The 20,441-nt window shown below is 70.6% G+C and carries 21 protein-coding genes; 10 read left to right on the top strand and 11 right to left on the bottom strand.

The window, feature by feature from the left end; translation table 11 throughout:
* Positions 1–487 (bottom strand): hypothetical protein (locus tag ACO2SS_RS28230; RefSeq protein WP_423281200.1); only part of this gene is annotated, 487 nt, incomplete at its 3' end.
* Between the two features lie 61 nt (positions 488–548).
* Positions 549–1,778 (bottom strand): 5-aminolevulinate synthase, encoded by a 1,230-nt coding sequence (gene hemA, locus ACO2SS_RS28225; protein ID WP_423281199.1) that lies wholly within the window; start codon positions 1,776–1,778, stop codon positions 549–551.
* Positions 1,779–2,095: 317 nt separating this feature from the next.
* On the opposite strand from hemA, the gene murA reads away from it, so the two are divergent.
* Positions 2,096–3,385: a UDP-N-acetylglucosamine 1-carboxyvinyltransferase gene (gene murA, locus ACO2SS_RS28220; RefSeq protein ID WP_423281198.1), complete on the top strand. Its 1,290-nt coding sequence runs from the start codon at positions 2,096–2,098 to the stop codon at positions 3,383–3,385.
* Positions 3,386–3,433: 48 nt separating this feature from the next.
* Here the strand turns inward: murA and ACO2SS_RS28215 are convergent, their stop codons facing one another.
* Entirely contained in the window at positions 3,434–3,712 is a 279-nt protein-coding gene (locus tag ACO2SS_RS28215) for a DUF2312 domain-containing protein (RefSeq protein WP_423281197.1), read from the bottom strand.
* 71 nt (positions 3,713–3,783) lie between these two features.
* Between ACO2SS_RS28215 and ACO2SS_RS28210 the strand changes: the two genes are divergently transcribed.
* Together ACO2SS_RS28210 and ACO2SS_RS28205 are read left to right on the top strand one after the other, a co-directional pair.
* Complete coding sequence (locus ACO2SS_RS28210; protein ID WP_423281196.1) at positions 3,784–4,284, top strand: peptide deformylase; 501 nt, start codon at positions 3,784–3,786, stop codon at positions 4,282–4,284.
* A 64-nt stretch (positions 4,285–4,348) separates the two neighbouring features.
* Positions 4,349–6,664, top strand: coding sequence for a xanthine dehydrogenase family protein molybdopterin-binding subunit (locus ACO2SS_RS28205; protein WP_423281195.1), 2,316 nt, complete (start codon positions 4,349–4,351; stop codon positions 6,662–6,664).
* 21 nt (positions 6,665–6,685) lie between these two features.
* Here ACO2SS_RS28205 and ACO2SS_RS28200 read toward each other — a convergent pair whose 3' ends face one another.
* A complete protein-coding gene (locus tag ACO2SS_RS28200; protein ID WP_423281194.1) occupies positions 6,686–6,994 on the bottom strand; it encodes a hypothetical protein in 309 nt (102 codons plus the stop codon).
* A 149-nt stretch (positions 6,995–7,143) separates the two neighbouring features.
* On the bottom strand, positions 7,144–7,710 hold the full coding sequence (locus tag ACO2SS_RS28195) for a tetratricopeptide repeat protein (protein WP_423281201.1): 567 nt from the start codon (positions 7,708–7,710) through the stop codon (positions 7,144–7,146).
* 206 nt (positions 7,711–7,916) lie between these two features.
* Here ACO2SS_RS28195 and rmuC point away from each other — a divergent pair, with 206 nt between their 5' ends.
* The 3 genes from rmuC (at position 7,917) to ACO2SS_RS28180 (ending at position 11,940) form a co-directional block, all read left to right on the top strand.
* Positions 7,917–9,452, top strand: a complete 1,536-nt coding sequence (rmuC, locus tag ACO2SS_RS28190) for a DNA recombination protein RmuC (RefSeq protein WP_423281193.1) — start codon at positions 7,917–7,919, stop codon at positions 9,450–9,452.
* A gap of 122 nt (positions 9,453–9,574) precedes the next feature.
* Positions 9,575–10,603: an ABC transporter substrate-binding protein gene (locus ACO2SS_RS28185; RefSeq protein ID WP_423281192.1), complete on the top strand. Its 1,029-nt coding sequence runs from the start codon at positions 9,575–9,577 to the stop codon at positions 10,601–10,603.
* A gap of 92 nt (positions 10,604–10,695) precedes the next feature.
* Positions 10,696–11,940, top strand: coding sequence for an MFS transporter (locus ACO2SS_RS28180; RefSeq protein WP_423281191.1), 1,245 nt, complete (start codon positions 10,696–10,698; stop codon positions 11,938–11,940).
* Here ACO2SS_RS28180 and ACO2SS_RS28175 read toward each other — a convergent pair.
* Positions 11,933–12,448 (bottom strand): DedA family protein, encoded by a 516-nt coding sequence (locus ACO2SS_RS28175; protein WP_423281190.1) that lies wholly within the window; start codon positions 12,446–12,448, stop codon positions 11,933–11,935. The genes ACO2SS_RS28180 and ACO2SS_RS28175 overlap by 8 nt on opposite strands.
* Before the next feature lie 69 nt (positions 12,449–12,517).
* Between ACO2SS_RS28175 and pdxY the strand changes: the two genes are divergently transcribed.
* From pdxY to ACO2SS_RS28160, 3 genes are read left to right on the top strand one after another with little or no spacing between them, the layout of a single operon-like run.
* Positions 12,518–13,366, top strand: coding sequence for a pyridoxal kinase PdxY (gene pdxY / locus ACO2SS_RS28170; protein WP_423281189.1), 849 nt, complete (start codon positions 12,518–12,520; stop codon positions 13,364–13,366).
* Positions 13,367–13,393: 27 nt separating this feature from the next.
* The gene (locus ACO2SS_RS28165; protein WP_423281188.1) at positions 13,394–14,296 is read left to right on the top strand and encodes a PhzF family phenazine biosynthesis protein; all 903 of its coding nucleotides are present in this window, start codon (positions 13,394–13,396) and stop codon (positions 14,294–14,296) included.
* Positions 14,293–15,003: an NUDIX hydrolase gene (locus tag ACO2SS_RS28160; RefSeq protein WP_423281187.1), complete on the top strand. Its 711-nt coding sequence runs from the start codon at positions 14,293–14,295 to the stop codon at positions 15,001–15,003. Before ACO2SS_RS28165 ends, ACO2SS_RS28160 begins: the two co-directional genes overlap by 4 nt.
* On the opposite strand, the gene ACO2SS_RS28155 is transcribed toward ACO2SS_RS28160, so the two are convergent.
* From ACO2SS_RS28155 to ACO2SS_RS28145, 3 genes are all read right to left on the bottom strand, one after another.
* Positions 14,994–15,344 (bottom strand): hypothetical protein, encoded by a 351-nt coding sequence (locus ACO2SS_RS28155; RefSeq protein WP_423281186.1) that lies wholly within the window; start codon positions 15,342–15,344, stop codon positions 14,994–14,996. The two genes, ACO2SS_RS28160 and ACO2SS_RS28155, sit on opposite strands and share 10 nt — an antisense overlap.
* Positions 15,345–15,399: 55 nt before the next feature.
* Positions 15,400–16,320, bottom strand: a complete 921-nt coding sequence (locus tag ACO2SS_RS28150) for a hypothetical protein (protein ID WP_423281185.1) — start codon at positions 16,318–16,320, stop codon at positions 15,400–15,402.
* 270 nt (positions 16,321–16,590) lie between these two features.
* Positions 16,591–17,820 (bottom strand): ABC transporter substrate-binding protein, encoded by a 1,230-nt coding sequence (locus tag ACO2SS_RS28145; protein ID WP_423281184.1) that lies wholly within the window; start codon positions 17,818–17,820, stop codon positions 16,591–16,593.
* A gap of 95 nt (positions 17,821–17,915) precedes the next feature.
* Here ACO2SS_RS28145 and ACO2SS_RS28140 point away from each other — a divergent pair, with 95 nt between their 5' ends.
* Positions 17,916–19,040, top strand: coding sequence for a zinc-dependent alcohol dehydrogenase family protein (locus ACO2SS_RS28140; RefSeq protein ID WP_423281183.1), 1,125 nt, complete (start codon positions 17,916–17,918; stop codon positions 19,038–19,040).
* A 359-nt stretch (positions 19,041–19,399) separates the two neighbouring features.
* Here ACO2SS_RS28140 and ACO2SS_RS28135 read toward each other — a convergent pair whose 3' ends face one another.
* Positions 19,400–19,819, bottom strand: a complete 420-nt coding sequence (locus tag ACO2SS_RS28135) for an endonuclease domain-containing protein (RefSeq protein WP_423281182.1) — start codon at positions 19,817–19,819, stop codon at positions 19,400–19,402.
* 292 nt (positions 19,820–20,111) lie between these two features.
* On the bottom strand, positions 20,112–20,441 hold a 330-nt coding region (locus ACO2SS_RS28130), incomplete at its 5' end, for an endonuclease domain-containing protein (RefSeq protein ID WP_423281181.1).

The following is a 20,441-nucleotide window of genomic DNA, read 5'->3' as shown; positions in this document are numbered from 1 at the left end:
GCAGGCCCGCCTCGATGCGGCTCCGCGTCTCCTCTTCCGCCCTGAAACGTGCCTCTCTCGCGCGCGTCCGTTCCTCGGACGCGACGGCGTCGCGCTGGGCCGCCGTCCGGACGTCCGCGAGGGTGGCGGCGGCGCGGTCCGCCGCGAGCTGCGCATTGCGCGCGGCCTGCTCGGCGGCCTTGACCTGGGCGTCCCGCACCTTCGCGCCGGCTTCGTCCGTCCGGATCTCGCGTGCCGCCTCCCGCCGCGTCTCGGCGGCGCACTGGGCCATCCGGCGCTTCATGGCCTCGACGAGGGGCTCCCGCCATTCCTCGGCCGGAATCCCGAAGAGCGCGCTTCCGGGGCGGATGCCGGCCGCGAGGGGACTGGTGGTGATCGTTGCGCAGGGGAGCCGGGCGATGCGGGCTCCGGGATCTTCGGGCGCGGCGCGAACCTCGCTGCCGGCGAAAAGCAGGCCAAGACCCGCGATGACGTGACGCCGCCCCATCCGACGCTCCCGCATTGGTTAACGGGAGGTTGCCACCGGCCCTGTCCGGCGGCAAGCGGCTCTATTCGGCGGCCGCCCTGGCGGCTTCCAGCCGCAGGCCGAGGGCCGACCAGGTCTCAACCAGCGCGCGCGTCAGCTGCGCGATCAGGCGGTCGTCGTGGCAGGGGGTCGGCGTGATGCGCAGCCGCTCCGTCCCGCGCGGAACGGTCGGGTAGTTGATGGGCTGGATGTAGATGCCGTGCTTCTCGAGCAGGCGGTCGGAGGCCGCCTTGCAGCGCGCCGCATCCCCCACAATCACGGGCACGATATGGGTCGTGCCCGGCAGAACCGGGATCCCGGCATCGGCCAGGGCCGCCTTCGTCCGGGCGACCTGGCGGGCCTGCGCCTCGCGCTCCGCCGTCGAGCGCTTGAGGTGCCGCACGGAAGCGCTCGCGGCCGCCGCGACGGGCGGCGGCAGGGCCGTGGTGAAGATGAAGCCCGGCGCGTAGCCGCGGATGGCGTCCACGACTTCGGTCGACCCCGCCACGTAGCCGCCGAGCACGCCGAAGGCCTTGCCCAGCGTGCCCTCGATCACGTCGACTCGCCCCATCACGCCGTCACGCTCGGCGATCCCGCCGCCGCGTGCGCCGTACATGCCGACGGCGTGGACCTCGTCGAGATAGGTCATCGCGCCATAGCGTTCGGCCAGATCGCAGATCGCGCCGATTGGGGACACGTCCCCGTCCATCGAATAGACGCTCTCGAAGACGATCAGCTTGGGCCGCTCCGGGGCGATCCCCTGAAGCAGCTCCTCGAGATGGGCGAGATCGTTGTGGCGGAAGATCAGCTTCTCGGCGCCGGACTGGCGCACGCCCTCGATCATCGAATTGTGGTTCAGCGCATCCGACAGGATCACGCAGCCCGGCATCAGCCTCGCGATGGTCGAGATGCCGGTCTGGTTGGAGACGTAGCCGGACGTGAAGACGAGCGCGGCATCCTTGCCGTGGAGGTCGGCCAGCTCCGTCTCGAGCTCGACCACCGCGCGGCTCGTCCCCGAGATGTTGCGGGTGCCGCCGGCACCGACGCCGGTCGCCTGGGCGGTCTCGACCATGGCGCGCACCACGTCCGGATGCTGGCCCATGCCGAGATAGTCGTTGGAGCACCACACCACGATGTCGCGGGGACCCTCCGGCCGATGCCAGGTGGCGGTCGGGAAGGCGCCGGCCTTGCGCTCGATCCTGGCGAAGGAGCGGTAGCGCGCCTCGCCCTTCAGGCGCTCCAGCGCATTCACAAAGTGTTGTTGGTAGTCCATCATGTCTCAGAGGCGGGCCGATCGCCCGCCGCCCCGCATCCGCTTACCGCGTCGCGGAGCGATTGCGAAGTGATCATCCGCCCGGGCGACGTTCCGTCGCCCGCTGATTCGGGGGGCGCCCTGGACGAGAAGCGAGCCGAGCGCCTGAAAGCCGCGCTTCGGGAAAACCTGCGGCGTCGGAAACGCCCGGGCCGTCCGGCGGAGCCTCCGCGGACGCCCAGCCAGGAGCCCGAGGACAAGACGGGACCCGAAGGTCCCTCGAAGGACGGCGCACGCTAGGCTAAGGCATCCGCGACGGCGGGGGCCGGAGAGGATTTATGGATCGTATCAGGATCAAGGGTGGCGCCGAGCTCAACGGGGTCATCCCGATCTCGGGCGCCAAGAACGCAGCCCTGCCGTTGATGACGGCGAGCCTCCTCACGGGCGAGACGCTGGAACTCCGCAACGTGCCGCGGCTCGCCGACGTGAACCTGCTCCTGCGGATTCTGGGCAATCACGGGGTCGACCACACGATCACCGGCAAGCGCCCCGGCCAGACGGCCGAGACCGGCCAGACGATCCGGCTGGACGCGTCGTCGGTGATCGACACCTGCGCGCCCTACGAGCTCGTCTCCAGGATGCGCGCCAGCTTCTGGGTCATCGCGCCGCTCATCGCGCGGTTCGGCGAGGCTCGCGTCTCGATGCCGGGCGGCTGCGCGATCGGGACCCGCCCCGTCGACCTCCTGCTGAAGGCGCTCGAGACGATGGGCGTGCAGATCGACGTGGATGGCGGCTACGTGGTCGCGAAGGCCGCGAAGGGCCTGCGCGGCGCCGAGGTTCGGTTCCCCAAGGTCACGGTGTCCGGCACCCACGTCGCCCTGATGGCCGCGACCCTGGCCGAGGGCACGACCGTGATCGAGAACGCGGCGCGCGAGCCCGAGGTCGCCGATCTCGCGAGCTGCCTCACGAAGATGGGCGCCAAGATCGAGGGAGCCGGCACGTCCCGCATCGTGATCGACGGCGTGGCGCGGCTCCACGGCGCGACCCATAGCGTGATGCCGGACAGGATCGAGACGGGCACCTACGCCATGGCGGTCGCCATGACGGGCGGCGACGTGGTGCTGGAAAATACCCGTGCCGAATACCTGCAGAGCGCCCTCGAGGTGCTGCAGCAGGTCGGGGCGAGCGTCGAGGGGACGAAGGACGGCATCCGCGTCCACCGGAACGGCTCCGGGCTGCGGCCGGTCGACGTGACCACGGACCCGTTCCCGGGTTTCCCCACGGACCTGCAGGCGCAGTTCATGGCCCTGATGACGAAGGCCGAGGGCACCTCGCGCATTCGCGAGACGATCTTCGAGAACCGCTTCATGCACGTGCAGGAGCTCGCCCGGCTCGGGGCGCGGATCCGGCTCGACGGCGACGCGGCGATCGTGGAAGGGGTCGAGCGGCTCAAGGGCGCGCCCGTGATGGCGACGGACCTGCGGGCCTCCGTGTCGCTCGTGATCGCGGCCCTGGCGGCGGAAGGCGAGACGGATATCCACCGCGTCTACCATCTCGACCGCGGCTTCGAGGCCCTGGAGGCCAAGCTCGGCCGCTGCGGGGCGCAGATCGAGCGGATCAGCGGCTGATCCGGTCGAAGGGGGCGAGGCCGTGCGGCCTCGTCCCGTTCGCGGTCTTCAGGCCGCCTGCTTCATCGGCTCGGCGTCCGGCTCGGACTGGTCCATGGCCCGCATATAGACGTCGAGCAGCGTCTCGTGCTCGTCGCGCTCGTCCTTGTCCTGCTTGCGGATCTTGATGATCTCCTTGAGGATCTTGACGTCGAAGCCCTCGCCCTTCGCCTCGAGGAAGACCTCCTTCTTCTGCTCGTTCAGCTCCGCGATCTCGCTCTCGAGCTGCTCGACCCGCTCGACGAAGGAGCGAACCCGATTGCCCGCAATCCCGATCTCGTCAGCCATGCTTACTCACTCCTGAATGGGACGTGCAAAGTCCTGCGCGCCCCGTTTCAGCTTCGTTAAGGTCCCCAGCCATGGCCGTGCGGCCGCTTGTCATCTTCCCCGACCCTCGCCTTCGTCAGCCGGCCGCCCCGATTCTGGCTTTCGATGACGGCTTGGCATCGCTCGCGGGCGATGTCGCCGACACGCTCTCCGCCGTATCCGCCATCGGGCTGACGGCCCCGCATATCGGCGTGCTGCAGCGGGTCGTCGTGGTCCGGCTCGAGCCGGGCGCCGAGACCCGGGTCTACGTCAATCCGGTCGTCACCTGGGCCTCGGAGGAGGTCGCCTCGCACGAGGAAGGCAGCGTGAGCATGCCGGGCATCCGCGAGGCCATCACCCGGCCGGAGCGGCTGCGCCTCTCCTTCCGGACCCTCTCCGGCGAGACGCAGGAGGAGGAGATGGCGGGTTTTCCGGCAGCCGTGATGCAGCACGAGATCGACCAGCTCGACGGGATATTCTGGATCGACCGGCTCTCGCGCCTGAAGCGGGACAGGCTGGCGAAGCGCTTCGCCAAGGCAAGCCGCCGGGCTTGAGCGCGGCCGTTGCGGCCGGCGAAGGTGGCCGCCATACAGGCAGCCCATGGAAGAGCCGAGCCCGATGCGGACCGAGAGCCACCCAGCGCCCGAGCGGGGCCGATCGCGGCGCCGCCTCGAGGACGACCGCTTCCTGAGAGGGCAGGGCCGCTACGTCGACGACCTGCGCGAGCCGGGCGAGCTGCACGCCCACGTCCTGCGGGCGCCGCTGGCGCATGCGAAGATCACCCACCTGGACGTGTCGGCCGCCGCGGCGGCGCCCGGGGTGCGGGCGGTCTATACCGGGGCCGACCTGCTGGCCGCCGGGATCGGGCCGCTTCCCTGCGACGTGAAGATCGCGGCCGTGTCGCCCCTCGTGGTGCCGCCGCGGCACGCTCTCGCGGTCGGGCGGGTCCGGCACGTGGGCGAGCCGGTCGCCTTCGTGGTCGCCGACACCGCCGAGGCGGCCCGGGACGCGGCCGAGCTGATCGAGGTCTCCTACGAGGACTTGCCGGCCGCCATCGATGCCGCGGCCGCGCTCCGGCCGGGTGCGCCGGTGCTCTGGGCGGAGGCGCCCGGAAACCTGGCCTTCCGTTTCCAGAAGGGTGACCGCGAGGCGGTGGCGGCTGCCTTCGGCGAGGCCGCAACGGTGGTCGAGCTCGAGCTGGAGAACAACCGCGTCGTCATCGCGCCGCTTGAGCCGCGGGCGGCGCTCGGCCGCTACGATGCCGGGGGTGACGCGTTCGAGCTCCTCCTCTCCGGCCAGGATGTGCACGCCATCCGCCGCGACCTGGCGGAAGCCGTGTTTCACATGCCGCTCGACCGGATCCAGCTCATCGCGCCGGATGTCGGCGGGGGCTTCGGGGGCAAGAACATCCTCTATCCCGAATGGGTGCTGGTGCTCTTCGCGGCCCGGGCGCTCGGCCGCCCCGTCCGCTGGACCTCGGACCGGAGCGAGGATTTCCTCAGCTCGGTCCAGGGCCGCGACAACCGCACGCGCGGGCGGCTCGCGCTCGACCGGGAGGGGCGCTTCCTGGCGCTCGAGGTGGATACCGTGGCCGATATGGGGGCGTACCTCTCGGCGCTCGGACCCCTGATCCCGACGAACTCCGCCTCGGCCGCGATGGCCGGCGTCTATGCCATCCCGGCCGTGTTCATGGACGTGCGGGGCGCCTTCACCAACACGGTGCCGGTCGACGCGTATCGCGGCGCCGGCAAGCCGGAGGCGAATTACCTGATCGAGCGGCTGGTGGGGCTCGCGGCGCACCGCACCGGCATTCCGGCCGTCGAGCTCCGGCGGCGCAACATCGTCAGCACCTTCCCGCACCGCAGCGCCCTCGGCATGACGATCGAGGCCGGCGCGTTCGGGGCGAGCCTGGACGTCGTGCTGGAGGCGGCCGATGCGGCCGGTTTCGAGGCGCGCCGAAAGGCGGCGGAGGCACGCGGGCGCCTGCGCGGGCTGGGGCTCGCCTGCTTCATGGAGACGGCGCGCGGCGTGCCGGGCGAATGGGCGCGGGTGGAGTTCGAGCCCGACGGTGCCGTGGCGCTGCTCGTCGGGACGCAGTCCAACGGCCAGGGCCACGAGACCACCTTCCCGCAGGTCGCCGCGGACCTGCTCGGGCTGCCGGTCGAGCGTTTCCGCTACGTCCAGGCCGATACGCGCCGGATCCGCCGGGGCGCCGGCCATGGCGGCGCGCGCTCGCTCCACCAGGGCGGCGCGGCGCTCGTGAAGGCGATCGAGGCGATGCTCGACAAGGCGCGCCCGATCGCGGCGCAGCTTCTCCAGACCCGGGCCGAAGCCTTGAGTTTCGAGAACGGGCTCTTCCGCGGGGAGGGCGACCGATCCGTGTCGCTGGCCGCGGTCGCCGAGGCGGCGCGCGAGGCCGGGCAGGAGGGCCTGTTCGGCGAGGTGGACAACCCGCTCGACCTCGTCACCTTCCCGAATGGCTGCCAGGTGGCCGAGGTCGAGATCGACCCCGAGACGGGGCACCTGACCCTTGAGCGCTACGTCGCGGTGGACGATTACGGCACGCTGATCAACCCGCTTCTCACGGAGGGGCAGGTGCAGGGCGGCCTCGCCCAGGGGATCGGGCAGGCCCTGCACGAGCGCACCTTCTACGATCCTGCGACGGGCCAGTTGCTGACGGCCTCGCTGATGGATTACGGGCTGCCGCGCGCGGCCGACCTTCCGGACATCGAGGTGCGCTTCAACCCCGTGCCGAGCGCCGCGAACCCGCTCGGCGTGAAGGGATCCGGCCAGGCGGGCTGCATCGGGGCGCCGCAGACGATCATGCTGGCGATCCTCGACGCGCTCGCGCCCCTCGGGGTCGAAAGCCTCGACATGCCGGCGACGCCGGAACGGCTGTGGCGGGCCATCCGGGGCAGGGCGGCGGCGGCCTGACCGGGCGGCCGCTGGCGGGGCTCAGTAGCCTCCGTCCTGCTGCGAGGCGACCCAGGTCGCGAAAGCCTCGCGCGCCGCAGCATCGGGCTGCCGGCCGGCATCGTCGCACCAGATGGAGAACTCGAACGGGTCGATGATGGCCCGGGCGGCCTTGCGCCCGCTGGCCTTGACCCGCTGCTCGGTCTGTTCGGCCTCCTTCAGCCAATGCTCGAAGCGGTCGGGCAGGCTGTCGCTGTCCAGCATCATGTCCCGGGCCTGCTCGTAATCAGGCTCCAGGAACCACGGGATGCCGACGGCTTCCGTCCGGACACCCTGTGCCCCGTCCCCCATCCGAACCTCCCCCGCGCGCCACCGCTCCGCCCCGGCGCCGGCTGCGAAAACCACGCGAGTGTCGCGGAAACGGCCCCGAGTTCCAGATGCCCCGCGCCGGGTCTCGTGATCAAGGGGCCGGTCGCTTTGCGCGTCCCGGCCCGCCCGGGTCAGAGATCGCGGCCTTCGATCTCGGGTGTGATCCGCTCCACGATCTTCTTCGCATCGTCCAGGAACGGGTGCAGTTCGAGCGCCTTGCGATAGGCGTCGAGGGCGCGGCGCTTGTCTCCGGACGCCATGTAGACGTGGCCGAGCGCGGCCCAGGCGGAGAAGTGGCGCGGCTCGGCCGTCAGGGCCCGGTGCAGGTCCGCCATGGCGTCCGCCGGGTCCTCCAGCAGGTAGAAGGCCGCGGCGCGGCGATGCCAGGCCTCCGCCCAGTTGGGCCGGAGCTGCGTCACCCGGTCGAGAAGCTCGATTGCGAGCGGCGCGTCCTTTCCCTCCAGCGCCTCGACGGCGCGGGACATGAGGAGGTCGGCCGTGTCGCTGCCCGACCGGGCGAGACGCCGCTCGATCAGGTTGGCGACGCCTTTCGCCTCCGTCTCGTCGCCGGCGGCGGCGAGGCGGGCGTAGAGGTCGTCCAGCGTGGAAGGCCTGCGGGTTTCGGGTTTCGGCTTCGCCTGGCCGTCGGCCGGGCTCTGCTCCAGCGAGAGGCCGGGCGAGCGCTCCGGGCGGGACATCTGGGCGAGCGCGGCCGTCGCCCCGAGGGCGCAGGCGAGCGTCGAGACGATGAGCCGTCGCATCCGGGGATCATCCCGGAGGCGTACGATCCCGTCAATGTGGCGCGATGGCCGGCGTCGCGCTGTGGATCGTGGCGCTTGCGGGCTCGCCCCGAGGGGGCGTTTCGTTCTAGCTTTGTTCGGCTGTCCGACTCGCACGAGACCTCATGCCGTTCGATCCCGTTTGGCTCGCCGTCGCGCTGGGTTGCGTGACCTCCGCGCTCTCGCTGCTCGCCGCCTTCAAGCCCCGGGTTGCGGGCGATCCGCTGCTGCGCGACAGCCTCGACGATCTCCGGAAGGATCTCGGCCTCCTGCGCACGGCCTTGGCGGAGGACCTGAGGCGCGGCCGGGAGGAGACCGGCAGCCAGGCCCGCGACCTGCGGGAGGAGGTGCAGACGATCGTGGCCCGGCTCAGCGAGACCCTTGGCGGCAATATCGGCCGGCTCGGGACGGCGCAGGCGGAGAAGATCGAGGGCGTCGTCACGAACGTGAAGTCGCTCGCGGAAGCCAACGAGCGCCGGCTCGGCGAGATGCGGCGAGACGCCGACGAGGGCGGCAAGGCGCTGCGGGAGGAGGTGGTGCGGCAGCTCAAGGCGCTGGGCGAACTCCTCGACGGCAGGCTGGAGAAGGGCGCCGTCTCGCAGAAGGAGCGCCTGGACGGGGTGGCGACCGAGATCCGGCGCCTCATCCAGACGAACGCGGAAGCCAACGAAAACCTTCGCCTCACCGTGGAAGGCAAGCTCGAGACGCTGCGCAACGACAATGCGCAGAAGCTCGAGGAGATGCGCAAGACCGTCGACGAGAAGCTGCAGGGCACGCTCGAGGAGCGGCTCGGCGAGAAGTTCAAGATCGTCAGCCACCAGCTCGAACAGGTGTTCAAGAGCGTCGGCGAGATGCAGTCGCTCGCCTCAGGCGTCGGCGACCTCAAGCGCGTGCTGACCAACGTGAAGACGCGCGGCACCTGGGCCGAGGTCTCGCTCGGCCACCTGCTCGAGCAGGTGATGGCGCCCGAGCAGTTCGTGCGCAACGTGGAGATCAAGCCGGGATCGGGCGAGCGCGTCGAGTTCGCGATCCGGCTCCCGGGGCAGGGCGAGGGCGACCGGGCCGTCCTCCTGCCGATCGACGCCAAGTTCCCGAGCGAGGATTACGAGCGGCTGATCGACGCTTCCGAACGCGCCGATGCGGCCGCCGTGGAGGCAGCCCTGAAGGGCCTGGAGACCCGCATCCGCCAGGAGGGGCAGACGATCTGCTCCAAGTACATCTCGCCCCCCGACACGACGGATTTCGGGATCCTCTACCTGCCGACAGAGGGCCTCTATGCCGAGGTGATCCGGCGGCCGGGCCTGGTCGATCACCTCCAGGGCCAGTGCCGCATCGTGGTGGCCGGCCCGACCGTTCTCCTCGCCATCCTGAACAGCCTGCGCATGGGCTTCCGCACGCTCGCCATCCAGCAGCGCTCCAGCGAGGTCTGGCAGACCCTCGCGGCCGTGAAGACCGAGTTCGGCAAGTATGGCGAAGTCCTCGATGCGGTGCGGAAGAAGCTGAACGAGGCCACGAACCAGATCGACAAGGTGGCCGTGCGCAAGCGCGCCATCGACCGCAAGCTGCGGGATGTCGAGAGCCTGCCGGAAGGGGAGGCCGGGGCGGTCCTCTCGCTCGACCGGCTGATCCAGGACGGGGACCTGCTCGACGCTGCCGAGTGACGCCGCCAACTCTTGCGGAACCCGAGGCCGCCTGCAGATCGGGGCCGAGTGGCGCAAGTCGACGAGCGTGCTAGAAGCCCGTCCCAAGAGACTTCACCCAATAGAGACTTGGAGGATCGCTTATGGACCGCCGTTCGTTTGTCGCAGGCGCGGGTGCGCTGACATTTGCCGCAGCCCTGTCCGACCGCAGCCTCGCCCAGGCTGGCGGCGCGCCGGAAAAGGCCAAGGTCACGCTGGGCGTGGGCGGCAAGCCTCTCCTCTACTACCTCCCGCTGACCATCGCGGAGCGCCGCGGCTTCTTCAAGGAAGAGGGGCTCGACGTCGACATCAATGATTTCGGCGGCGGCGCGAAGTCGCTCCAGGCGCTGATCGGCGGCTCGGTCGATGTCGTGACGGGCGCCTACGAGCACACGATCCGCATGCAGGCGAAGGGCCAGGAGATCCAGGCCGTCTGCGAGCTCGGCCGCTTCCCGGCCATCGTCATCGGCGTGAAGACCGAGAAGGCGGGCGAGATCAAGTCGGTCGCCGATCTGAAGGGCAAGAAGGTGGGCGTCACGGCCCCGGGCTCGTCGACCGCGATCACCATGCAATATGCGCTCGTGAAGGCGGGCCTCCGGCCGAACGATGTCGCCTTCATCGGCGTGGGTGGCGGCGCCGGTGCGGTCGCCGCCATGCAGCGGGGCGAGATCGACGCGATCTCGCATCTCGACCCGGTCATCGCGAAGCTCGAGGGCGACGGCGCCATCAAGGTGCTGATCGACACCCGGACCGAGGCCGGCACGAAGGATCTGTTCGGCGGCGCAAACCCGGCGGCGGTCGTCTACCTCAAGAAGGACTTCATCGCCGCGAACCCGAACACGACCCAGCGCCTCGTCAACGCCCACGTGAAGGCCCTGAAGTGGCTGGCTTCGGCGACGCCCGAGCAGGTCGCGGACGTGGTGCCGTCCGAGTACCATCTCGGCGACAAGCCGCTCTACCTGCGCGCCGTGAAGAACTCGCTCGAGAGCTATTCGCGCACCGGCATCATCCCGAAGGAAGGGATGGAGAGCGTGCTCGACACGCTGCGCAAGCTCGATGCGGAGCTGGCGAACGCCAAGATCGATCTCGCGGCCACGTTCACGGACCGCTTCGTGAAGCAGGCCTCGGCCTGACGCAGCGCTTGCGGTGCAGCACAGGGTTGCACCGCGCGTGACGCTCGAAAGGTCTCCGGGGAGTATTCGCTGCGGCGCCCGGAGACCTGCCCATGAGCGCTAATGTTGCCGATGCTGGCGGCGCCTCCGGCGCTGCCGCCGCCACGCCGAGCCGCCCCAAGGAAGGTGCGGTCGTCGGGATCCTGGCGGCCATCAGCCTCTCGCATTGCCTGAACGACCTCATCCAGTCGCTCGTCCCGGCCCTCTACCCGATCCTGAAGAGCAGCTACGCGCTCGATTTCGGCCAGGTCGGGCTGATCACGCTCACGTTCCAGCTGACGGCTTCGCTCCTGCAGCCGCTGGTCGGCCTGTACTCGGACCGCAGGCCGCGCCCGTTCTCGCTCGCGGTCGGCATGGGGTTCACGCTGGTCGGGCTGGTGCTCCTCGCCCATGCGGCGAGCTTCGGCATGATCGTGATGGCGGCCGCCCTGATCGGCACCGGCTCGTCTGTCTTCCACCCCGAGGCCTCGCGCATCGCACGGAGCGCGTCGGGCGGCCGTTACGGGCTCGCCCAGTCGGTGTTCCAGGTCGGCGGCAATTTCGGCCAGGCGATCGGGCCGCTCCTTGCGGCTTTCATCGTCGTGCCGAACGGCCAGCGCAGCGTCGTGTGGTTCTCGCTCGTGGCGCTTGCCGCGATCGCCATCCTCTTCGGAGTCGGGCGCTGGTACAGCCGCCATCTCGTGGCCGCGCTCTCACGCCCCCGGGCCGCGATACAGCATCACGGCCTGCCGCGCGGGCGGGTCGCCTTCGCGATCGCCATCCTGGTCGTGCTCGTCTTCTCGAAGAACGTCTACACGGCCAGTCTCAGCTCCTACTACACCTTCTACCTGATCCAACGCTTCGGCGTGAGCGTGCAGTTCGCACAGGTTCTGCTGTTCGTGTTCCTGGGATCGGTCGCGCTCGGGACGATTCTCGGCGGCCCGATCGGCGACCGGATCGGCCGCAGGCTCGTGATCTGGGTCTCCATCTTCGGCGCGCTGCCCTTCGCGCTGGCGCTGCCCTACGTGAACCTGACCTGGACCGTGATCCTCACGATCCCGATCGGGATGATCATGGCCTCGTCCTTCCCGGCGATCGTCGTCTTCGCGCAGGAACTCCTGCCCGGGCGGGTCGGGGTCGTGTCGGGCCTGTTCTTCGGCCTCGCCTTCGGCATGGGCGGGCTCGGCGCGGCCTTCTTCGGCGAGCTCGCCGACCGCACGTCGATCACCTTCGTCTACCAGGTCAGCGCCTTCCTGCCGGCGATCGGGATCGCGGCCGTGCTCCTCCCGAACCTGCGCCGGCCGGCCGGCTCTAGTTGAGCCAGCCGCCCACCGTGCCCGCGGCGTAGAACACCCCGAAGCTCCAGCCGAGGGAGCCGATCAGGTTCGCGATGTGGAACGGGACCGGCGACATCCTCACGATCCCGGCGACCAGCGGCGCCAGCGGGCGGATCTGCCCCCAGAAATGGGACAGGAGGATGCCGAGCGCGCCCCAGCGCTCGAAGAAGTCGTGCGTCTTCTTGACGAGATCGGGCCGGCGCTTCAGCGGCCAGCGCTCGAGCAGGGAGGGGCCGAGCCACAGGCCGAGCCAGTAGGAAACCCAGTATCCGGCCACGCTGCCGATTGTCGCCGTGAGCGCCAGCGGCACCAGCCCGATGCCGCCCGCGCCGGCGACCGCGCCCAAGGCCGTGAACAGGACGGTGGCGGGCGCGATGATCGACACGAACGCAAGGCATTCGAGGAAGGCGATCAGCAGGATCATCGGCAGAAGCAGTTCCATGTGCCCCTGCGCGAACTCCGTGACGGTCTTGACGAACTCCTGCAGCATCCGGCCTAGCTCTCCGGCGGGTTCCCTCCCGCCCGCGGGACCCATATCTGCTTTCCGGCCGGAGCGCGCGTGAACATCCTCTCCATCCAGTCGCACGTGGCCTTCGGGCATGTCGGCAATGCCTCCGCGACCTTCCCGATGCAGCGGCTCGGCCACGACGTCTGGCCGATCCACACGGTCCAGTTCTCGAACCACACCGGCTATGGCTCCTGGACGGGGCGCGTCTTCGACGGGCAGGCGATCGAGGAACTGGTGGATGGGATCGCGGCCCGGGGCGTCCTGCCCTCCTGCGACGCGGTTCTGTCCGGCTACATGGGCTCGGCCGATATCGGCCAGGCGATCCTCGGCACGGTCGCCCGGGTGCGGGAGGCCAATTCGCAGGCCATCTATTGCTGCGATCCGGTGATCGGGGATGTCGGCCGCGGCGTGTTCGTCCGGCCGGGCGTCCCGGAATTCATGCGCGACAACGCCGTCCCGTCGGCGGATCTCGTCACCCCGAACCAGTTCGAGCTCGAATACCTGACCGGCCGCGAGGTCCGGACCGCCGGCGACGCCAAGGAGGCCCTGGCGGCGCTCCATGCGATGGGGCCCCGGGTGGCGCTCGTCACCTCCCTCCACACCGAGGAGACGCCCGCGGATGCGATCGACCTCGCGGCGGGCGAGGGCGGGGTCGTGTTCCGGGTCCGCACGCCGCGGCTGGGCGTTTCCGTCAACGGCGCCGGGGACGCGATCGCGGCGCTCTTCCTGGTCCATTACCTGGAGAGCGGGTCGGCCCGGGTCGCGCTCGGACGGGCCGCGTCGTCGGTCTATGGTCTCCTGAAGCGCACGAGCGATGCCGGCTCCCGGGAGATCCTGACCGTCGCCGCGCAGGACGAGTTCGTCTCGCCCACCTGGACCTTCGCGGCGGAGCCGGTCTAAGGCGGCGTCTCACAAGCGAGGTTCTCCATGCGACGCCGCTTCGCCACGCTCGACGTGTTCACCACCCGCCGCTTTGCCGGCAACCCGCTTGCGGTCGTCCTCGATGCCGAGGGGCTCGACGGCGAGGCGATGCAGACCATCGCGCGCGAGTTCAACCTCTCCGAGACCGTCTTCGTGCTCCCGCCGGAGGATCCGCGGCACAAGGCGAGGCTGCGCATCTTCACGCCGGGGCGCGAGCTGCCCTTCGCGGGCCACCCGACGGTCGGGACCGCGGTCCTTCTCGGGCTCCAGGGCCATAACGGCGCCGCCGCCCAGGCCTTCGGCCTGGAGGAGGGCGTCGGCATCGTCCCCTGCATCGTGGAGGCGCGGGGCGAGGGCAGCGCCTATGCCCGGTTCCGGCTGCCGCGGCTGCCCGAGGCGCTCGAGGGCGGGCCGGCCGTCGCGGATGCCGCCTGGGCGCTCGGCCTCGATCCGGAGGAGATCGGCTTCGACCGGCACATGCCGAGCCGCCATTCGGCTGGCAATCCCTTCGACTTCGTGCCGGTCGCGAGCCGCGACGCGGTCGCCCGCGCAAAGCCGAACGGCGAGGCCTTCGCGAAGGCGCTCGGCGCGGAGGGGCCCGGCGTCTACGTCTATTCCCGCGAGACCACGGAGGACGGGCGCCACTTCCACGCCCGGATGTTCGGCTCGCCGCGGACGGGGATCTCCGAGGACCCCGCCACGGGCTCGGCCGCGGCCGCCTTCGCGGGCGTGCTGATGCAGTTCGAGCCGCTCGGCGACGGCACCCATTCCTTCGTGATCGAGCAGGGCTACGAGATGGGCCGGCCGAGCGAGATCGACCTGCAGATCGTGATCGAGCACGGCGCGCTCACCTCGGCCGAGATCGGCGGCGAGGCCATCCTGGTCTCCGAGGGCGAGCTCGAGGCGTGAGCGAGCTGTTCCGGGCCGCGTCCGTCGAGGCCCGGCTCGTCGACCACCGCTGGCCCTGGGCGGAGGCGAACGCGGCCGCGATCGCCGCGAACTGGGAGCGGCGGCTCCGGCGCACGCCCGCCATCTTCAACGGCCGGGTGTTCATGGTCGCGGGGACGAGCCGCGCCGGCAGCACGGTGCGGGCGGAATTCTTCGCCACCGACTACGCGAACCTCCTCGGCTGGGTGGATGCCGGCTGCCCGGATCCCTCCGTGGCGAACGGCTTCGCCATGGGGGCGCTGCGCACGGCGGACGGCGCCTTCATCCTCGGCGAGATGGGCGCGCATACGGCCAATGCCGGGCGCCTCTACTTCCCCTGCGGCACGCCCGACCTGAGCGACGTGACGCCGGACGGCGCGGTCGACCTCGCCTCCAGCCTCGTGCGCGAGATCGAGGAGGAGACCGGCATCCGCGAGGACGAGCTCGCGATCGAGCCCGGCTGGACGATCGTCCGCGCGGAGGGGCTCCTCGCCTTCATGCGGATCGCGCGCCTCGCCTGGCCGGCGGAGGCGGCGCGGGCGCGGATCCTGGCGCACCTGGAGGCCGATCCGAACCCCGAATTGTCCGGCATCCGCATCGTCCGCCGCCTCGCCGATCTCGGCGATGCGCCCGTCCCGGCGGTGGTGCCCGCCTTCCTGGCGAGCGCCTTCGCGGCCGCTCAGCGGTAGCCGAAGCGGCTCTTGGTCGAGGCGAGCAGCGCGCGGGCGTCGCCGTCCCGGCCCGCCGCGCAGGCGCTCTCCGCCCGGCCGAGATCGGCCGTCGCACGGTTGTAGACGCTCTGCCCCACATTCCCGGTATCGACGTCGTTCTTCAGCACCGCCTTGAACTGGCCGATCTCGCCCGCGCAGCCCGCTCCCTCCGGCATGCGGAACGTGTTCGGCGTCACGCCCGGGACGGCGCCCGGCGGCGGCGCGGGCGGCGCCGAGGCGGTCTGCGTGCAGGCGGCGAGCACCAGCGCGGCGCAGGCCACGCCGAAGGAGGAAGCGAGCGGCAGCGTGAATCGTGACATCCGGGATCCCTGAAGGCCGATGGGGCCGCCCCCTGGAGAGCGGAGGCCCCGCATCTCACGGGATCGGCCAGACCGACAAGGGGACGATGCGCACGGAAGGCGCCGGCACCGGCGGCTTCGCGCCCGGCGGCCGCCGCCGCGGCCGCTTGCGCCGGATACGGCCATAGGGGTCCTCCTGGTCGCGCGGCCGCGTCCAGCCGCCCGCCTTCGCCCAGTGCCAGACCCGCCCGGGCGACGCCCCGACGCGCGCCGCGATGTTGCGCACCGGCAGCTCCGTCTGCCGGTAGAGGTCGCGCGCGGCCGCCATCACGGCCGGCCCGTAGGGCCCCCGCCGGCCCTTGTTCCTGACGGCCGGATGCCGCGTCCAGCCGCGCTGCACGATCCATCGGCACAGCGTCGCCTTGCTGATCCCGGCCTGCGCGGCGATGCGGCGGAGCGGCAGGATCGAGCCGGTCACGAGGTCGCGCGCGATCCCGACCGCGTCGCCGCCATAGGGCCGGCCCCAGCGCCGCGAGCGGTAATAGTGCAGCCCGCCCTTGTCCGGCGGGTCCGGACGCCGCCAGCCCGCAGCCTTGCGCCAGCGGTGGAGCGTGCCGACGGAGATGCCGAGCACGGCCGCGATCCATTCCATCCCGGCGCGGCTCCCCTCCACCATCCGCCCCGCCGCCTCCCGCAGCTCCGGCGGATAGCGGCCGGGCCTCGTGCCGCGCGCGCCCCCTCCACCAGGCTTCGCCTGGTTCGCTTCCCCCTGTGGGGGAGGAGACGCGAACGGCGCCGCCCCGTTTCCTCCCCCGCCGGGGGAGGGGGATTCCCGGGCTCGTCCCGGGGGTGGAGGGGGCATCTCGAACCCCCCACCACGCTCACCCCGCCGCCACCCAAGCCGCCGCGCCCACTCGCCGACCAGCCCCTCCCGGAGCCCCGACCGTGCGGCCGCCTCGCGATAGCTCAGCCCCTCCTCGACAACGAGCCCCCGCACGGCCGCGACAACCTCCGCCGGGTACCCGCGCCCGGCCGGGCTGCGGGGTGGGGAGGGAGGAGCACCGATAGGGGCACAACCGGCAGGGGGCATGTGCAGGAAAATATTCTGATCGACGTTCCTTGTCAATCATATCCAGGGAATCGCCGCTAGTAACAGAATATATCCCGCGTCCCTTCGGCTCTGCCATAAGTCAGCTGAGGTGTAGCCTAGAGATGCCCGCCTCGTAGTTTCTTATCGGCATAGGTCGTCGCGAGATGTTGGGCAGGCTCAGGTCTTTAGATAGGGGCAGCGCGTTTCCGAGAGCGGCTGCATAGCCTCCGCGCCGGCGATCTCGCCGACGGGCTTGTAATAATCCCAGGGCCCTTTGGACTCGGAAGGCTTCTTGACCTCGACGATGTAGAAGTCGTGGACCAGCCGGCCGTCGGCCCGGATTACTCCATCCTTCACAAAGACGTCGTTGACCCGCTTGCTTCGCATCGCCTCCGCGATCACACGACCGTCGTCGGATTTTGCCTCCTCCATCGCCCGAAGATAATGCAGGACCGAGGAGTAGACGCCCGCCTGGATCTGGCCAGGCATCCGCTTAGTCTTGTCGAAGAAGCGCTTCGACCACGCCCTGCTCTCGTCGTTACGGTCCCAGTAGAAGCCGTTCATGAGCAGGAGGCCTTGGGCCGTCTGCAGTCCGAGGGCATGCACGTCGCTGATGACCGCGCCCGGCAGGAAGAACTGCTGCTGGCCCGATATGCCGAACTCGCTCGCCTGCTTGACGCAGTTGATGGTGTCAGAGCCTGCGTTGAGGAGGCCGATCACCTGGGCACCCGATCCCTGGGCCTGAAGCAGGAAGGAGGAGAAATCGGGAGAGCCCGTCGGGTGCTGGGCGGCGCCCAGGATCTTGCCGCCGGCCGCCTCGACCGCCTTCGTGAGGTCGGCCCTCATCTGGTGACCGTAGGCATAGTCCGCGACGATCAGAAACCAGGTCTTCTTGCCCTGGTTCATCAGGATGCGGGACGGGCCGACAGTGTTCGAATAGGTGTCGAGCACCCAGAGAAAGCCCGTCTTCGAACAGGCTTCGTTCATGAGCTGGCCGCTCGCGGGCCCAGAAAGCAGCGTGACCTTGCCCCGCTCAGCGGCGAGGTGCTGCACGGCGAGCGCGACGGAGGAGTTCGGCAGGTCCGCAATTGCGCCGACACCATCCCGGTCGAGCCAGCCGCGCGCGATGTTCGCGCCGATATCGGCCTTGTTCTGATGGTCGGCGGAGAGGATCTGGATCGGCCGTCCAAGGACCTTGCCGCCCATGTCCTCGGCCGCCATCTCGGCTGCCGTAACGCAGGTGGGCCCGCTGTAATCCGAGAGCTGGCCCGAGAGGTCGCTCAGGACGCCGACCCTGACCGGCGTTCCCGATTGAGCCCAGGCAGACCGCCCCACGATGGCTGGCCCAGCGAGGATCGCGGACCCTCCCGCAAGCACCGAGCGACGGCTGATCCCGATTGCTGTCATTGGCGTTTCCCTGGAATGATTTCGACCAGGGATAGAAAGCCGGCACCTATTCTGTCAAGATTGTCTGGCATTCAGTCATTCAGGTTATAGGCGATATGAGATCGAGGTCGGCCATCCTCCGCAGCGCTCCGGTGCAGAAGCCGTATGGCGAGACGAGACCCCTCACGATCGAGGAGATCGAGGTTGATGAGCCGGGCCGCGACGAAGTTCTGATCAAGATCGCGGCGGCCGGCCTCTGTCACTCCGATCTCTCCGGCATCAACGGCGACCGCCCGCGCCCGACGCCGGTGGCTCTCGGCCACGAGGCGTCGGGCGTCGTGGCTGCGCTAGGGCAGGGCGTCGACGACCTCGAGGTCGGTGACCACGTCGTCATGTCGTTCCTGCCGGTCTGCGGGCATTGCGCTCCCTGTGCGGAGGGGCGCGGCCAGCTTTGCGAGCCTGGACACGCGGCGAACGCGCGGGGAACCTTGCTCTCCGGCGCGCGCCGGATTCATTGTGACGGCATCGAGCTCAATCATCACAGCGGCGTCTCGGCCTTCGGGCAGTATTCCGTCGTTTCGCGCCGCTCGGTGGTGAAGATCACCAAGAATGTCGACCTCGTCGAGGCCGCTCTCTTCGGCTGCGCCGTGATGACGGGCGTCGGAACGGTCATCAACACCTGCCAGGTGAGAATGGGCCAAAGCGTTGCCGTGATCGGCCTGGGTGGCGTCGGTCTCTCGGCGGTGCTCGGCGCGGCGGCGGCTGGTGCCGGTCGGATTGTCGCCATCGACCTCAATGCCGGGAAATTCGCAACGGCCAAGGCCGTCGGTGCCACCGATACACTCCTCGCGAACGACCCGGACATCGTGCAGGAGGTCAAGGAGATCACCAACGGGGGCGTCGACCACGCGATCGAGATGGCGGGGGTGCCGGCGGCTTTCGACCTCGCATTCCAGATCACGCGCCGCGGCGGCACGACGGCGACGGCGGGGCTGTCCAACCCGAACACGCGCTTTCCGATCCCGCCCCTGCCGCTCGTCGGCGAGGAGCGGACCATCAAGGGTTCCTACATGGGCAGCTGCATTCCCTCACGCGACATCCCGCGCTTCATCGAGCTGTGGCGCCAAGGGCGGCTTCCGGTCGAGAAGCTGATGTCGGGCAAGGGGCCGCTCGAGGAGATCAATGAAGCCTTCGACAAGCTCGATCGCGGCGAAGTGATCCGGCATCTCATCGTAATGTGAGGAGATCGGAGCTCCCCGGAGCCGGTCACGGCCGCCAGCTCCCCCGCGGGCGGGGGAGCTGGATCCTCACCCGCGGAGCGGGGGAGGGGGACCGCCGAAGGCGGTGGAGGGGGCGCCGCTTCGGTTTCGGACGGGACGCCCCCTCCGTCAGCCGCTGCGCGGCTGCCACCTCCCCCGCAGGCGGGAGAGGAGCCCTGGGGAGCTCCGGCTTGAACGTGCCCCCTCAGTCGTCCGCTTCGCGGCCGCCAGCTCCCCCGCAGGCGGGGGAGCATCCCGGCGCTGGATCCTCACCCGCGCAGCGGGGGAGGGGGACCGCCGAAGGCGGTGGAGGGGGCGCTCCCGGTTGGACGTGTGCCCCCTCAGTCGTCCGCTGCGCGGCTGCCACCTCCCCCGCAGGCGGGGGAGGATCCCGGGTGCTCGACGCCCTCCGCGCAGGCGGCCGCGATTGTCGGCAGGACGTGCTCGGCGTCGTCGCCGCGCAGCACGTCGCGGGCGGGAAGGCGCAGGACGCGGATGCCGTGCTTCGTGAGCCACGCGGTCCGCTGCTCGTCGCGGGCGGCGCGGAGGGGATGGTCGTGCGCGGCGCCGTCGACCTCCAGCGCGAGGCGGGCTTCCGGGCAGTAGAAGTCGAGCACATAGGGCCCGACGGGGTGCTGGCGGCGGAAGCGGAAGTTGCCGAGCGCCTGGCGGCGCAGCTCGCGCCAGAGGATCGCCTCCGGGAGCGTCATGGCGCGGCGGAGGCGGCGCGCGCGGGCGACGGTGTTCGATGGGGCGCGCAAGAGTGGCTCCGGGAGGGCGAGGCGCCCCCTCCACCCTGCCGCCGGCTTCGCCGGACCGCATGGTTCCCCTCCCCCGCAAGCGGGGGAGGATCCCGTACCGCCTCAACCCGGGGAGCCCGGGGTCCTCACCCGCGGAGCTGGGGAGGGGGACCGCCGAAGGCGGTGGAGGGGGCGCTTGGGTTTCGGACGAGACCCCCCTCCGTCAGCCGCTGCGCGGCTGCCACCCTCGGGTCGTAGCCCGAGGGCAGGCTCTCCCCCGCGAGCGGGGGAGGATCCCGGAGAGCCCGCCCCCTCAGTCGTCCGCTTCGCGGCCGACAGCTCCCCCGCGGGCGGGGGAGCATCCCGGGTGCTCGACGCCCTCCGCGCAGGCGGCCACGATCGTCGGCAGGACGTGCTCGGCGTCGTCGCCGCGGAGCACGTCGCGGGCGGGAAGGCGCAGGACGCGGATGCCGTGCTCCGTGAGCCACGCGGTCCGGTGCTCGTCCCGGGCGGCGCGGACGGGATGGTCGTGCGCGGCGCCGTCGACCTCCAGCGCGAGGCGGGCTTCCGGGCAGTAGAAGTCGAGCACATAGGGCCCGACGGGGTGCTGGCGGCGGAAGCGGAAGTTGCCGAGCGCCTGGCG

It is taken from the genome of Enterovirga sp. CN4-39 (genome assembly GCF_049446235.1).
Lineage (GTDB): Bacteria > Pseudomonadota > Alphaproteobacteria > Rhizobiales > Beijerinckiaceae > Enterovirga.
This window is presented reverse-complemented; position numbering and strand designations above follow the sequence as displayed.

What these genes read in the sequence shown, in the direction of transcription:
- hemA (WP_423281199.1), bottom strand. Translation starts at nt 1,778, where the DNA reads ATGGACTACCAACAACACTTTGTGAATGCGCTGGAGCGCCTGAAGGGC.
- murA (WP_423281198.1), top strand. Translation starts at nt 2,096, where the DNA reads ATGGATCGTATCAGGATCAAGGGTGGCGCCGAGCTCAACGGGGTCATC.
- ACO2SS_RS28215 (WP_423281197.1), bottom strand. Translation starts at nt 3,712, where the DNA reads ATGGCTGACGAGATCGGGATTGCGGGCAATCGGGTTCGCTCCTTCGTC.
- ACO2SS_RS28210 (WP_423281196.1), top strand. Translation starts at nt 3,784, where the DNA reads ATGGCCGTGCGGCCGCTTGTCATCTTCCCCGACCCTCGCCTTCGTCAG.
- ACO2SS_RS28205 (WP_423281195.1), top strand. Translation starts at nt 4,349, where the DNA reads ATGCGGACCGAGAGCCACCCAGCGCCCGAGCGGGGCCGATCGCGGCGC.
- ACO2SS_RS28200 (WP_423281194.1), bottom strand. Translation starts at nt 6,994, where the DNA reads ATGGGGGACGGGGCACAGGGTGTCCGGACGGAAGCCGTCGGCATCCCG.
- ACO2SS_RS28195 (WP_423281201.1), bottom strand. Translation starts at nt 7,710, where the DNA reads ATGTCCCGCCCGGAGCGCTCGCCCGGCCTCTCGCTGGAGCAGAGCCCG.
- rmuC (WP_423281193.1), top strand. Translation starts at nt 7,917, where the DNA reads ATGCCGTTCGATCCCGTTTGGCTCGCCGTCGCGCTGGGTTGCGTGACC.
- ACO2SS_RS28185 (WP_423281192.1), top strand. Translation starts at nt 9,575, where the DNA reads ATGGACCGCCGTTCGTTTGTCGCAGGCGCGGGTGCGCTGACATTTGCC.
- ACO2SS_RS28180 (WP_423281191.1), top strand. Translation starts at nt 10,696, where the DNA reads ATGAGCGCTAATGTTGCCGATGCTGGCGGCGCCTCCGGCGCTGCCGCC.
- ACO2SS_RS28175 (WP_423281190.1), bottom strand. Translation starts at nt 12,448, where the DNA reads ATGCTGCAGGAGTTCGTCAAGACCGTCACGGAGTTCGCGCAGGGGCAC.
- ACO2SS_RS28165 (WP_423281188.1), top strand. Translation starts at nt 13,394, where the DNA reads ATGCGACGCCGCTTCGCCACGCTCGACGTGTTCACCACCCGCCGCTTT.
- ACO2SS_RS28155 (WP_423281186.1), bottom strand. Translation starts at nt 15,344, where the DNA reads ATGTCACGATTCACGCTGCCGCTCGCTTCCTCCTTCGGCGTGGCCTGC.
- ACO2SS_RS28145 (WP_423281184.1), bottom strand. Translation starts at nt 17,820, where the DNA reads ATGACAGCAATCGGGATCAGCCGTCGCTCGGTGCTTGCGGGAGGGTCC.
- ACO2SS_RS28140 (WP_423281183.1), top strand. Translation starts at nt 17,916, where the DNA reads ATGAGATCGAGGTCGGCCATCCTCCGCAGCGCTCCGGTGCAGAAGCCG.